The organism is Shewanella sp., assembly GCF_051658185.1.
Lineage (GTDB): Bacteria > Pseudomonadota > Gammaproteobacteria > Enterobacterales > Shewanellaceae > Shewanella.
Genome location: NZ_JBOFMC010000280.1, coordinates 30,847 through 42,565, shown reverse-complemented (window position 1 = coordinate 42,565; position 11,719 = coordinate 30,847). Strand labels below are relative to the sequence as shown.

Here is an 11,719-nt window from a genome sequence, read left to right as displayed (position 1 = left end):
ACCAAATCAAGTGCACAGAATAGTGCACCTCAGCGCAAGGCAATTCACTTGGCGAGCGCCCATTGACGCCCCTAAGCGGCCTTTACGTTTAAAATACAATAGTTTTATTACCATACACCACCACTTGGTTATTGAGCACCAATTGCAAGGCTTTGCTCAACACGCTTTTTTCTACATCACGCCCAGCGCGGGCCATATCAAGGGCGCTGTAACTGTGATCCACCGGGATCACATCTTGTTTAATAATAGGCCCCTCATCCAAGCAATTGTTCACAAAATGGGCGGTCGCTCCGATAATTTTGACTCCGCGTTCCCAGGCCTGTCGATAGGGCGCGGCGCCAATAAACGCCGGTAAAAATGAATGATGAATATTGATGATCCGATTTGGATATTGCGCCACAAATTCAGGGCGTAACACCCGCATATACTTTGCGAGCACGACATAGTCGGGCTGATAGTGGCCGATGACCTCCAGCAAGGCGTGCTCATGTTGAGCACGGTCCAGCCCTTCATGGCTGACAAAATGAAAGGGGATGGCAAATTTTTCCGTCAGCCCCCTAAGCGCATCATGATTGCCCACTACGGCGGCGATCTCCACCGATAAGCCGCCGTAATAAGCCTTCATCAGTAAGTCCCCCAAGCAATGGGCTTCTTTGGTCACGAGGATCACAATACGTTTTTTCCCGGCATCGACGAGGCTCATGTGATTTTGGCTAGGCAATACCGTCCGTAAATCCTGCAGCAAGCTCTCACGGTCGAAATGCCCCTCAAGTTCGGTACGCATAAAAAATCGTCCCTGAGCATTATCGACAAACTCACTGTTTTTAATGATATTAAGTTTATGTTTAAAGCAAATCCCGGTGATATTAGCGATTAGCCCTTGGGCGTCGGCGCAATCGGTCATCAGGATCTTACGCGCTAGGGCGCGGGGCGGGTGGCAGGCTCTGGCTGTAGGCATGTTCGGTCCTCCATAATCAACTCAAACAGAGTGTGCCATAGCGCAGCAGGCCTAAGGGGCAAATCAGCCCAAAATGTTTTATATTGCCGATATTTATGCAGCTTGATTCAATAAACCCTAAAAACGACGCCGATATTTTGCACAGCCTGTATTTTAGTCAATGGCAATGTGGCATCGCGAGTCGTTCAGCAAGTCTTAACGCCGCGAATCTAGATATCGCTGCAAGACTTGCCGCAGCGCCTCGGATTTGGTGCCATAAACCACTTGCACCCCTTTCCCTATCACCACCACGCCCTTCGCCCCTAACTGACGCAAACGCGCTTTGTTGACCAACTCAGGTTGATGCACGCTTAAGCGCAATCGCGTTAAACAGGCACTCAATTCGATGATATTCTCTTTTCCCCCAAGCGCGGCAATAATCCCCCGTAAACTGGTTTGCCGAGGAGCAGCCTGCTGCGAGTCACTACGGCCAAGGGTTTTTAGGTTAAAAGCTAAAATGCTCCACCTAAATAGCAGGTAATAAATCAACGCGGTCAGTGGCCCTAACACCATCATACCAATGGCATTATGGGACAGCGGCAGCAATAGGCTAAAGTCAACCAACCCATGGGAAAACACTATGCTATGGCGGATATCCAGTAAAATACAGGCCCCATAGGCAAGCCCTGTCAGTAAGGCGTGAATGACAAATAACAAAGGGGCGATAAACATAAAACTAAATTCAAGCGGCTCAGTCACTCCGGTTAACGCGCTCGCCGCCGCAGCCGAGAGTAAAATCCCCGCAATTTGATGGCGCTCGCCGGGTCTGGCACAGCGCCACATCGCAAGCGCAGCGCCAGGTAAACCCCACATCTTGATCAAATAACCGCCCGCCAAATGACCGGCCTGGGGATCGCCCGCCAAATAACGCGCCACTTCGCCGCGGACAATCTCTTGCCCGGGCGGCGAATATTGGCCAATCTCTAAAAAAAATGGCGCATTCCAAATATGGTGTAATCCTAAGGGCAAGAGTAAGCGTTCCAACGTCCCATAAATCCCAAAGGCAAGCGCAGGCTTTTGATACACGGCCCAATCGGCTAAACGCTCAATCAGCAGCGAGAACGAAGGCCAAAGATGAGCCAGCACATAACCTAAGGCGATGGCTAAAGGTACCATCAATAAGGGCGCACTGCGCCGCCCCTCGAAGAAAGCAAAAATGGCCGGCAATCTTAACTGTTGACTCCAGCGCACGGCAAGGCAACTCAGGCTACCAACCAACATGCCACCGGCAATGCCGGTATCTAAGGTCGCCATGCCAAGCAGCGGCTGAGTCGGTAATTGATACAGCGCAGCAAGGGCAGCCAGTGTGGCCGTCATCACGCCATATCCCAATACCGCTGTGAATGCGGCAATGCCTTGGTCCCGGCAAAAACCTATCGCCAAGGCTAAGGCAAACAACATGGGCATGAGTGCAAAGATGAATTTGCCCACCGCTAACAGCAACGCGGCAAGCTCTGCGGGGATAAACGGCAGAGGGCTGACGGTGAGCCCTAACATCAATCCCGCCGCCGGTAAAACGGCAATAGGAATGAGCAGCGCCTGACTTAAGCGCTGGGCAAATTTAAACCATTGCTGAATAATGACTTGACCTAGTCGGCGGCGGACCGGATGACTTGATCCCAATGCTCCAGCCATTTTAGTGCTTCTACCTCAGGTTCCATGGTTTGGCAGGCATCAATGTCGAATCGATTCACCACCGCTTTAGCACCTAATTCGCCAAGCAGCGCATCGATGGCTTTGCCTGCACCGCAAAACGTTTCATAACTCGAATCTCCGAGTGCGATAACACTGTAATACAGTTCAGGTAAATAAGGCGCGGTATTTTTTAAGTGATAAAACCAAGGCTGAATATCCTCAGGAAGATCACCTTGCCCGGTCGTTGATGTCACAACCACTAATAGCTCATCAGCTGGCGGGGTAAAGCTCGCAATCTCATCCGTTTGCCACAACTTTACAAGATAGCCGCGTTGGCTTAATGCTTGTGCTAAGGTTTCGGCCGTAAATTGGGCACTACCATAGACAGTGCCAAACACCAGATTCACCTTTTTCATGATATACTCCACTGGCTGATACAGTTCGACCAAGCTTAACTTACTGTATCCATGGGCTTGCGGGCAAGTCAGTAGGTAAAAAATTTTTATATATCAAATTATTGGGCTCGATGGACATTACCGATGCGACAAACCTCCAGGCAAAAACACCTCAAGCAACATCACAAGACCACCAAAATTAGGCGTAAGCACTATTTCCACGCTGCGCAGCAGGATCTGAATACTCCCCTTGCGCCCACATCCGGTTTTTCGACCTTAGCCACCCTGATGGCGCAATTGCGTCCCAAGCATGCTTCAACGCCCTAGGTATTTGACGAGAAACGAGATATCGTTACTCATTTTAACAAACACCAAGGACTAACAGCCGCATCGATTGCGACGCTCGCGATGGATGGCATGACTATCGCAGTCATAACTATCGCAGTCATAACTATCGCAAGTGGTTTGAAAAGCCAAAGATCACACTTCTTGAGCAAGCAAGAAATTCGGCCCTAAATCTAACTGCGCTTGCTCCCACCCTAGGCCAGCAAATACGCTATTCCACTCAGATTCCAGCTCGGTTTCAATCTCAAGCCGCTGTAGGGTAATGGGATGAGTCACCGTCAGTTTCTTGGCAATGAGCCATAAACGATTAACCCCAAAATGCGCCCTAAAAAAGGCATTCTGTTTACCATCACCATGGGTCGTGTCCCCTAAAATCGGATGACGCAAATGCGCCATATGACGACGCAGTTGATGTTTACGCCCTGTTTTCGGCGTAAGCTGCACTAATGCAAAACGACTCGTTGGATAACGCCCTGATGAATATGGAATTTCACTATTGAGTAACGGCTGATAAACCGTCACCGCCGCCTGAGCCGCTTTATTTGGATCCGCATACTTGTCCCCGACATCGTCGAGCTCCACTTTTAGGGCATAATCCAGTTCGCCCCCTGCGTGAATATTGCCGCGCACCAGTGCAAGATAATGTTTTTCAACACTATGACTCGCAAATTGCTCACATAGGTGATTGGCGACTTCACTGGATTTGGCAAACAACAATACGCCGGAGGTTGGCCGGTCTAATCGGTGTACCGGGAATACATGACAACCGACTAAATCCCGGGTTAACTGCATCGCGAAAAATCGCTCCCGACGGGCTAAGTAACTGCGATGGACCAATAAGCCCGCAGGCTTATGGATGGCAACGAGATGCTCATCTTCAAATAAAATCGTTAACTCTGGCGCAGCCTCCTCGTCCGCTAGGGGGGAGTGGGAGGGGGCGTTATCAGGGCTCTCAAGCCATGTATCATCTGGGTTCATTTAACAACATATCCAATTGGTTTAAAATCGCAATTAACGGTTGTAGCTGGGGGTTATCCTGCCACACATGCTGAGCCATTGGGGCAATCGCAATTTGCGACGGTAACACTTGCCCTGCATCAATCAAGGCTTGCATCCGGGGAATAAAAATAAACTGGAGCCATTGTTCTAGCGCCATAAGATCACAGGCAAAGGGCGCGGTACTGGCCATGGCCTGCGCACTTGGCGGCGTGGTTGACCACATTCCAAGCTGCTGCAAGTACTGGGCAATTTGCTGCAATTTACGTTGAGTTTGGCTGTATAACATCCACTTGACCTCCAAAATATCAAGGCTGCAGGGCAAAACCCCAAGCCTTCGACCACCCATTAGGCCATAAACGAGTCGCAATCATACCATCCCCGTTAAGTTCCCCCTATAATATCCCCCAATGACCGAGCCTTTTTGATTGATATAATAGCCAAATGACTGAAATTACTACTCTTAGCCAATTTTTAACCACTGCCCAAACCCAGTTCCAAGTATATGATCTCGGGCGTAGAGTGCAGCACATTGATATGCTGGCATTTCACCAAATCGAATCCCTTGCCACGCCTTACCCCTATCCCATTCAAGGGCATGCACAATTTGCTATCGTCTTTTGGAATGCCAACCAGCAACATTTTATTTGGTTTCTAAAATTGGCATTAGATGAGCAAGGCCTGCTCTCTCCCGCCCCGCGATCGCAATTTATTGACATGGTACTCTCAGCCTTAGGTCAAGATCCCACGCAGCCCCTGAGCGATGAGCAACAGGAACGCTTGGCGAATAATCCCTTTAGTTTTAAGCCCAGCCAAGAAAAACTGGCCGTATTCAATGCCTTAGTGCGTAAGCAGTTAGGACAAGCGGCATCGGCACAATATGAATTTGCGCTGCAGTATCTCTGCGGGCAAATCGCCCCATCCCAATGGCAACATATTGGCATACAAGGGATTGCCGATGTCTGTGTGCGCCTAAACGAGTTAGATCATGAAGCTCACGTCCTCACAAGTTTTGACTCCGCAGCAAAAGAAGTGCAGATCGCCCTATGCCAGTGTTTAGAACATGTGCACATCAGCACAGCGCTTGCCACACGGCTTTTTTACAAACTCATTCAGGCTGATATTAATGATAAGGCCTATTTTCTCAGAGCGTTAGCATCGCATCCTGAACTTAGCCAACAGGCATTCCAGCATTTACACCAAGCATCACTGTTAGACGCCACCACCTTGATTAGTATTGCCGGGCGCAATTGGACAGTGCTAAAGCAAGAGGTGAGTCGCAGTATTTACCTCGAGGCTCTCGCCTTGCAATCCCAAAGCTTTTTTAATCAGGTCTTTGCTGATATTGTGGCAATTCCAAGCCTAAGGGAACACTTACTTGGCGAGTTAAGGAACCCCAACCGCAGCGTCCAACTATCACAAGCCATCGGTGGTTTGTTTAAGGCAGCAAGCAAATGATGTCAGATTTACTGTTAATTATTGCGGTGATGATCATTGCCGCATTTTTTTGGCAACTTCGGCAAATGGCAGAATTAAGCCGCATTTTTGCCGAGAAAGAATGCAGTCGGCAGAAAGTACAACTGCTGGCGATCGCCCAAGAAAGCGCGCGGCCAAGCCTTGGCGGCACGACGGGGATATGCTGGAAAGCAAAATATCTGTTTGAATTCAGCACCGACGGCATGAATCAATACCGTGGTCATATTTGGATGCTTGGCAAAAAAATCCAAAAAATAGAATGGCCACTCTTCCCTGAACCGCAGTGGCATGAAGCGCCCACCGCACAAGGCAAGTTTGGTGGCTGTGGCGGCCGTAGCAGTTGCAACTCCGGGAAATGCCATTAACGTAGCGGATTTGCACTCAATTTTGCGGCAAAAGAAAGGGCACGATCCGAAGATCGCGCCCTTCTGTCCTCTGTTAAGCCATCCCGCTATTATTGTGCTCCCTGCACCATCCTTGCGTCTACTTGCATCCAGCGTCGTCCATGTTCAATCCTTGAGTTTTCCGTGTACCTAAGTACTTCCCTATCCCTTGGCGTTCCCTTTACCAAGCTTGCTCTATCCTGAGCGGTTCCAATATCGTCCGTGATTCTGCATCCCTTCGATTGCACACCTTGTGCCATTGCCGTCCATATGCATTGCCATCCTAGCAACTCGACTCTCTTTCCCTGATAGTCTTGGCTCCCTGCTTAGCCAGTCTTTCATCCTGAAAGAGAGCGCTCCCTGCTGTCCTTAAGTGCTCATCCTGTTACGCACTAAGCCATCCGAGTGGCTCACGGCTGTCATCCTAACTGCGTACATCCTGTATAACCGTATTCCCTTACCTAATGAATTCTACGCTCTTTGATTCACATGGGCAGATCAGTACAAGAAAAATGTTAACCCACAGACAAAATGCAACATCACCCAAAAAACTTAAGATATTGAAACTTAATGATTTAAATTTATAGCGAGTGATATCCCACCCCTAAAGCCCAACAAATGGCTTACATACCTGTAAGAGATCTCTCACACCAAGTCTGGCAATTTTAGCGAGCGGCACCGCTTGAGAGAGCTTCACTTACCTTAGCTTAATACCGAGGAGCTCTGCTATTGAGCCTGCCATTACAGCTTCAACGCCATATACAAACGCTGACTCAACGGACAGAGGTGAATGCAGCGCCGATTATCGCTTACAGCCGCCTTTAAGCATTTGGGCAAACAGCAACCAATCTCCCATCAAGCTGTAGAGGGGATGCTGGAAGGTCGCGGGTTTATTGCGCTCAAACACAAAGTGTCCAACCCAAGCAAAGCCATAGCCCACGATGGGGATCAACCACATTAACCAGACCGTCTGAGTCACGAGCGCCACGCCAAGTAGCAATAATACTAAGCTACTGCCAATAAAATGTAATTGCCGGCACACGGGATGTTGATGTTGGGAGAGGTAAAAAGGATAAAATTCCCCAAAGCTGCGATAACGCTTATTCATCTTTTTGACTCGCGTAAAATAATAATTGTCCGGCCACAGTGCCAATCACTAACTCCCCGAGGGACACAAACTGATGCTGCGTAAATAAATGGCTGTGTGTCTCTTGGGTGGTAAACACACCAATGCCATCCAAGGCCACTTGCTCATCACACCAACTCACCACGGCTTGGACCAATTGATGCCCTAAACCTTTATGCTGCTCACTGGGGGCGAGAGCAATAAATTGCAGGATCCCACAACGTTCACTGGGTAAGCGCTCCAATATGCAAGCCTCTTTCTTCATCAGTGCTTGGGTAGATTGCCAGCCGGTCCCCAGTAACATTTTTAGCCGCCAATGCCAGTAACGCCCTTCGCCTAGCGGCACATCCTGAGTGATAACCCCAGCAACGCCTACCAGTCGTTCTTGGTCAAACAAACCAATTAACGCTTGTTTTTGTTGCCAAAGCGAATTGAGTTCTTCGCGAATTGCCGCGCGTAATTTTTGTTCGTAGGCCACCTTGTCGGAGCATGAAAAGGATGCGATGAACAAAGGATCATCATGATAAGCATTGTAAAGAATGGAAGCCGCAACCCGTAAATCTTCTGCGGTCAAATACACGGCGCGACACTCGTCTAACATGTTATGGTCCATGGTAAATATCCTTGATATAAAGCCCACTCCAATGGGATATATCACTGTACCAAGCTATGCTAAAAGTGCAAATTTTGAACAACGTTGAATTTTTAACGGCGCCATAGCGGCACAGCATAATCCCTTCCGACTCGGGGCAATAAGATGGACACGACCAAAACCAATTTACACCATTTATTTGAACAACTCGGATTAGACAGCACTCCAGAAGCCATAGCAGCGTTTATCGTCCATCACCAGATGGATAGACATACTCCCTTAAGCCAAGCCGCCTTTTGGACGGCTTCGCAAAAGAATTTTATCCAAGAGGCGTTAGACGCCGATGCTCAGTGGACAGAAGTCATCGAACAGTTGGATACTCAGCTGCGTAAGTCGGGCTCTACGCCCGCAGGCCGCTAAATTTTACTGTAGGCGGTTTCCCCCCACCCGATTAAAGCATTATTGCGAAAGACGATGGGGGTACATTCATCCTTGGTGGTTTTGCCATCCTCTTGATTGCGTTGGGTGCGATAAAAGAGCACTAAGACTTCTTTAGGCGCTTCGCCCTGCTGCGCACTTTGCTGGATATAGGCCTCACTCATTTCTGGCGTGCCCATCAGCGTCATCACCTGATCCTGAGACATTCCCAAGCTAAGTTTGGTTAAATAGGTACGGTTTTGTTCCTGCTGTTGCTGCCAAGACTCGCGCCATTGTGATTGGGCCTCCCCATCGCCAACATTGACCACACAGCCGCTAAGCCCTAAGCTTGCAACCCCAAAAAGCGTCACGGCGATGAGTTGTTGTGTTAACCGAGTGTTCATAATGTGCCATCCTATGTCATTGTTGTTAAGATGCTCAACTCAGCAAAACACATGCCAAAGATTAATGCGTTGTTTTAAAACAAAAAAGATACTGTAGGCAACGACTTGATGCTCTTAAGCACACTCAAAAGTAAGGAATTTCACTCATCATGAGTCCAATAGACCAAGTGTTAGCGGCGGCGCGCGCCCTCGAAGTCAGTGGTAAAACCCCCAGTTTAGCGCTGTTAAAAACCCGCTTAGGTACCAGTTTGCCCCTGCCGTTATTAATCCAAGGCCTACAACAATTTAAAGCCCTCCCCAAGGCGGAGCGCGAGCGCTTGATTGAACCGCCCATCAACCCACAAGCCAGCGCCCCCGTCACCCAGACAGTGTCGATGACACAATTAGCGGAGCAATTGGCAACACAACAAGCCTATTTTACCCAGCTTATCGCCAAGCAACAGGCGCAGATAGTGCAATTACAAAATGAACTGCTTGAGCTTAAACAACACCTTAACCTCTCAGCCACCCAAGGAAACCCCGAGTAATGTTTGTCACTGAACTGCGCTTTGAATGTTTTGCCGATACCACTATCACGGCGGCCGAGAAGGCAATTAATCAGCTATTAGAAGCGTTTCGCGCCAATGGCCAAGTCCTTGGGCGCGAGTTTGCCGTGGCGTTTAATGATGGCGAATTTCGCGTGCGCCTACTGACACCAGAAAAAAACAGTTTGGCACACCGTTACCACAGCCCATGGGTAAAACAAGCCCTGGCCGAATTAACTGACGCTAAGCTTTTAGCCCCGCGAGAAAAGTTTATCGGACAAGATATTAATTCTGAGGTCAGTAATACTGAGCCGCCGAGCTGGCAACTGCTGTATACCAGCTATGTGCACATGTGCTCACCGCTACGCAGTGGTGACAACTTATTGCCTATCCCGCTGTATCAGATCCCCGCCACCTTTAATGGCGATCATAAACGGATTATCCGTTGGCAGAGCGAATGGCAGGCCTGTGATGAATTGCAAATGGCCGCCGCGACTCAAGCAGAATTTGCCGCGCTAGACGAATTATCTAGCCCACAAAGTGACTTGTTTAGAAGAGGTTGGGATTTACGTGGCCGAATTGAATATTTAACCAAGATCCCGACTTACTATTATTTGTATCGGGTCGGCGGCCAAGATCTCGCCTCAGAACTCGCTCGCCCCTGTCCGCGTTGTGGCAGTCACCGCTGGCAACTCGAGGAACCTTTGTTGGATATGTTCCACTTTCGCTGCGAGCCCTGCCGCATCGTGTCAAATTTGTCTTGGGATCATCAATAAGCCATCATCTTGGTGGCTAAGCAAACTGAAAGCAATATCGCGTTTGCTTAGCGACCAATCCCCCTTATCGCTTTGCGATCAGGTTATGCCACATGCGTTTTAAACTCGCTAACATCCCCGGATGCTCCAGCGCTGGCATAGGTAATTCTTCATGCTTAACAGGCGGAGCAATGCGCGGTGATAACCCCGCAATAAACTCTGCCAAACTGTGGGATAATTGCTCCGAGGGCAGTTCCCCCGGGGTTTCTATCCACACGCTACCATCAGCATTATTGACCGTTAACATCTTTTCGCCGTCATCGAGTAACCCAATAAACCAAGTGAGGGGCTGTTTTAGCTGTTGTTTCATCATTAAATGGCCAATGATATTTTGCTGCAACGCATCAAAATCCGCGCCGTTCCATACCTGTAGCAATTCCCCTGAGCCCCAGTTGGAGTCAAACAGCACAGGCGCGGCAAAATAGTGTCCATAAAAGGGATGAATATCAGGCCACAAGGTCAGCTCGAGAGCATGCTCAACATTGGCAAAACTGCCGGGCGGCTCGCGCTTAACAGGTAACCAACTTACCGCCTCGGTGGACGCCTCAACATATTCACCTTGAATACACAAAGATGGCTCACCCTGTGGGTAATAGCGCGGCAGCTCGCCTAAGGTCGTGAGGTAAGCTTGATGATAATTTTGCAAAAATTTATTGAGGGCAGGCAAACAAGACACTTAAGCACATTCCAATTTAAGGTATAATGTGTCCCTATTTTGACATGGAAACAGTATTGATGACACAAAATCACGATCCCTACAGTGATGCAAAAGAGCTTGCTGGCCTTACCTTAGGACAGATCACACACTATCAGGCTGAGTATGATGCATCGCTGTTGCAAGGGGTTCCACGCTCGCTCAATCGCAATGCAATTGATCTGACAGGCACCTTGCCCTTCCACGGCAGCGATATCTGGACTGGCTATGAGCTATCTTGGCTAAATGCTAAGGGCAAGCCGATGGTCGCCATTGCCGATATTCATTTGAGCTATGATAGCCAGAACTTGATTGAGTCAAAATCCTTTAAACTGTATCTCAATAGTTTTAATCAAACTAAGTTTGACAGTATCGACACGCTCCAAAAAACCTTAATCAAAGACCTAAGCCACTGCGCTCAAGGCACGGTGACGGTGAAGATCATCGAGCCTAAAAATTTTGCCATTCAACGTATTGTAGAATTACCCGGCACTTGCATTGACGATCTTGATATTGAGGTGAGCGACTATGACTTTAACCCCAATTACCTTGAGCACAGCACAGATGATAAGCAAATTGTCGCCGAGACGCTCAACTCCAATTTACTCAAATCCAATTGTTTAATTACTTCACAACCGGATTGGGGAAGCGTGATGATCCGCTATCAAGGCCCCAAAATCGATCGCGAAAAGTTACTGCGGTATTTGATTTCCTTTCGCCAGCATAATGAATTTCATGAGCAGTGCGTCGAGCGGATTTTTGTGGATCTAAAGCGTTATTGCCACTGCACTAAATTAACCGTGTACGCTCGTTATACCCGCCGTGGTGGCTTAGACATTAACCCCTATCGCAGCGATTTTGAGCATCCCGGTGAAAATCATCGCCTTGCAAGACAATAATCCCGTATTCGCGTTAACACC

At 48.7% G+C, this 11,719-nt stretch carries 16 protein-coding genes; 7 read left to right on the top strand and 9 right to left on the bottom strand.

What is annotated here, in order from left to right; all coding sequences use genetic code 11:
• Nucleotides 1-88: 88 nt before the first annotated feature.
• The 3 genes from purU to ACRCZA_RS10775 all read right to left on the bottom strand — a co-directional run bounded on the left by purU (nucleotide 89) and on the right by ACRCZA_RS10775 (nucleotide 3,048).
• Nucleotides 89-958: a formyltetrahydrofolate deformylase gene (gene purU, locus ACRCZA_RS10785; protein WP_438674436.1), complete on the bottom strand. Its 870-nt coding sequence runs from the start codon at nucleotides 956-958 to the stop codon at nucleotides 89-91.
• Nucleotides 959-1,153: 195 nt separating this feature from the next.
• Complete coding sequence (locus ACRCZA_RS10780) at nucleotides 1,154-2,632, bottom strand: PTS transporter subunit EIIC (protein WP_438674435.1); 1,479 nt, start codon at nucleotides 2,630-2,632, stop codon at nucleotides 1,154-1,156.
• Nucleotides 2,587-3,048, bottom strand: coding sequence for a flavodoxin (locus ACRCZA_RS10775; protein ID WP_438674434.1), 462 nt, complete (start codon nucleotides 3,046-3,048; stop codon nucleotides 2,587-2,589). The genes ACRCZA_RS10780 and ACRCZA_RS10775 overlap by 46 nt, the downstream gene beginning before the upstream one ends.
• 123 nt (nucleotides 3,049-3,171) lie before the next feature.
• On the opposite strand from ACRCZA_RS10775, the gene ACRCZA_RS10770 reads away from it, so the two are divergent.
• On the top strand, nucleotides 3,172-3,354 hold the full coding sequence (locus tag ACRCZA_RS10770) for a hypothetical protein (RefSeq protein WP_438674433.1): 183 nt from the start codon (nucleotides 3,172-3,174) through the stop codon (nucleotides 3,352-3,354).
• Nucleotides 3,355-3,507: 153 nt separating this feature from the next.
• Here ACRCZA_RS10770 and truC read toward each other — a convergent pair whose 3' ends face one another.
• Nucleotides 3,508-4,350, bottom strand: coding sequence for a tRNA pseudouridine(65) synthase TruC (truC, locus tag ACRCZA_RS10765; RefSeq protein ID WP_438674432.1), 843 nt, complete (start codon nucleotides 4,348-4,350; stop codon nucleotides 3,508-3,510).
• A complete protein-coding gene (locus ACRCZA_RS10760; protein WP_438674431.1) occupies nucleotides 4,337-4,657 on the bottom strand; it encodes a YqcC family protein in 321 nt (106 codons plus the stop codon). The genes truC and ACRCZA_RS10760 overlap by 14 nt, the downstream gene beginning before the upstream one ends.
• A 155-nt stretch (nucleotides 4,658-4,812) precedes the next feature.
• On the opposite strand from ACRCZA_RS10760, the gene ACRCZA_RS10755 reads away from it, so the two are divergent.
• Nucleotides 4,813-5,826, top strand: a complete 1,014-nt coding sequence (locus ACRCZA_RS10755) for a DUF3549 family protein (protein ID WP_438674430.1) — start codon at nucleotides 4,813-4,815, stop codon at nucleotides 5,824-5,826.
• Nucleotides 5,823-6,209 carry a DUF3301 domain-containing protein gene (locus tag ACRCZA_RS10750; protein WP_438674429.1) on the top strand — a complete coding sequence of 129 codons (387 nt, stop codon included), beginning with the start codon at nucleotides 5,823-5,825 and terminating at the stop codon, nucleotides 6,207-6,209. The genes ACRCZA_RS10755 and ACRCZA_RS10750 overlap by 4 nt, the downstream gene beginning before the upstream one ends.
• An 820-nt stretch (nucleotides 6,210-7,029) precedes the next feature.
• Here ACRCZA_RS10750 and ACRCZA_RS10745 read toward each other — a convergent pair.
• Together ACRCZA_RS10745 and ACRCZA_RS10740 are read right to left on the bottom strand one after the other, a co-directional pair.
• A complete protein-coding gene (locus ACRCZA_RS10745; RefSeq protein ID WP_438674428.1) occupies nucleotides 7,030-7,335 on the bottom strand; it encodes an Mpo1-like protein in 306 nt (101 codons plus the stop codon).
• Nucleotides 7,328-7,966, bottom strand: coding sequence for a GNAT family N-acetyltransferase (locus tag ACRCZA_RS10740; protein WP_438674427.1), 639 nt, complete (start codon nucleotides 7,964-7,966; stop codon nucleotides 7,328-7,330). The genes ACRCZA_RS10745 and ACRCZA_RS10740 overlap by 8 nt, the downstream gene beginning before the upstream one ends.
• A gap of 144 nt (nucleotides 7,967-8,110) precedes the next feature.
• Here ACRCZA_RS10740 and ACRCZA_RS10735 point away from each other — a divergent pair, with 144 nt between their 5' ends.
• Nucleotides 8,111-8,365, top strand: coding sequence for a DUF2789 domain-containing protein (locus ACRCZA_RS10735; protein ID WP_438674426.1), 255 nt, complete (start codon nucleotides 8,111-8,113; stop codon nucleotides 8,363-8,365).
• On the opposite strand, the gene ACRCZA_RS10730 is transcribed toward ACRCZA_RS10735, so the two are convergent.
• Nucleotides 8,362-8,769: a DUF3192 domain-containing protein gene (locus tag ACRCZA_RS10730; RefSeq protein ID WP_438674439.1), complete on the bottom strand. Its 408-nt coding sequence runs from the start codon at nucleotides 8,767-8,769 to the stop codon at nucleotides 8,362-8,364. The two genes, ACRCZA_RS10735 and ACRCZA_RS10730, sit on opposite strands and share 4 nt — an antisense overlap.
• Nucleotides 8,770-8,915: 146 nt before the next feature.
• Here ACRCZA_RS10730 and ACRCZA_RS10725 point away from each other — a divergent pair, with 146 nt between their 5' ends.
• Together ACRCZA_RS10725 and ACRCZA_RS10720 are read left to right on the top strand one after the other, a co-directional pair.
• A complete protein-coding gene (locus tag ACRCZA_RS10725) occupies nucleotides 8,916-9,293 on the top strand; it encodes a hypothetical protein (RefSeq protein WP_438674425.1) in 378 nt (125 codons plus the stop codon).
• Complete coding sequence (locus ACRCZA_RS10720; protein WP_438674424.1) at nucleotides 9,293-10,066, top strand: Zn-ribbon-containing protein; 774 nt, start codon at nucleotides 9,293-9,295, stop codon at nucleotides 10,064-10,066. Before ACRCZA_RS10725 ends, ACRCZA_RS10720 begins: the two co-directional genes overlap by 1 nt.
• Nucleotides 10,067-10,130: 64 nt before the next feature.
• Here the strand turns inward: ACRCZA_RS10720 and syd are convergent, their stop codons facing one another.
• Nucleotides 10,131-10,781 (bottom strand): SecY-interacting protein, encoded by a 651-nt coding sequence (syd, locus tag ACRCZA_RS10715; protein WP_438674423.1) that lies wholly within the window; start codon nucleotides 10,779-10,781, stop codon nucleotides 10,131-10,133.
• Nucleotides 10,782-10,840: 59 nt separating this feature from the next.
• On the opposite strand from syd, the gene queF reads away from it, so the two are divergent.
• Nucleotides 10,841-11,698: an NADPH-dependent 7-cyano-7-deazaguanine reductase QueF gene (queF, locus tag ACRCZA_RS10710; protein ID WP_438674422.1), complete on the top strand. Its 858-nt coding sequence runs from the start codon at nucleotides 10,841-10,843 to the stop codon at nucleotides 11,696-11,698.
• Nucleotides 11,699-11,719: the final 21 nt, after the last annotated feature.

Coding starts and splice junctions, on each gene's coding strand:
- ACRCZA_RS10740 (WP_438674427.1), bottom strand. CDS start 7,966: ATGGACCATAACATGTTAGACGAGTGTCGCGCCGTGTATTTGACCGCA.
- ACRCZA_RS10760 (WP_438674431.1), bottom strand. CDS start 4,657: ATGTTATACAGCCAAACTCAACGTAAATTGCAGCAAATTGCCCAGTAC.
- ACRCZA_RS10780 (WP_438674435.1), bottom strand. CDS start 2,632: ATGGCTGGAGCATTGGGATCAAGTCATCCGGTCCGCCGCCGACTAGGT.
- queF (WP_438674422.1), top strand. CDS start 10,841: ATGACACAAAATCACGATCCCTACAGTGATGCAAAAGAGCTTGCTGGC.
- ACRCZA_RS10750 (WP_438674429.1), top strand. CDS start 5,823: ATGATGTCAGATTTACTGTTAATTATTGCGGTGATGATCATTGCCGCA.
- ACRCZA_RS10745 (WP_438674428.1), bottom strand. CDS start 7,335: ATGAATAAGCGTTATCGCAGCTTTGGGGAATTTTATCCTTTTTACCTC.
- ACRCZA_RS10725 (WP_438674425.1), top strand. CDS start 8,916: ATGAGTCCAATAGACCAAGTGTTAGCGGCGGCGCGCGCCCTCGAAGTC.
- ACRCZA_RS10735 (WP_438674426.1), top strand. CDS start 8,111: ATGGACACGACCAAAACCAATTTACACCATTTATTTGAACAACTCGGA.
- ACRCZA_RS10755 (WP_438674430.1), top strand. CDS start 4,813: ATGACTGAAATTACTACTCTTAGCCAATTTTTAACCACTGCCCAAACC.
- ACRCZA_RS10770 (WP_438674433.1), top strand. CDS start 3,172: ATGCGACAAACCTCCAGGCAAAAACACCTCAAGCAACATCACAAGACC.
- ACRCZA_RS10720 (WP_438674424.1), top strand. CDS start 9,293: ATGTTTGTCACTGAACTGCGCTTTGAATGTTTTGCCGATACCACTATC.
- purU (WP_438674436.1), bottom strand. CDS start 958: ATGCCTACAGCCAGAGCCTGCCACCCGCCCCGCGCCCTAGCGCGTAAG.
- truC (WP_438674432.1), bottom strand. CDS start 4,350: ATGAACCCAGATGATACATGGCTTGAGAGCCCTGATAACGCCCCCTCC.
- ACRCZA_RS10775 (WP_438674434.1), bottom strand. CDS start 3,048: ATGAAAAAGGTGAATCTGGTGTTTGGCACTGTCTATGGTAGTGCCCAA.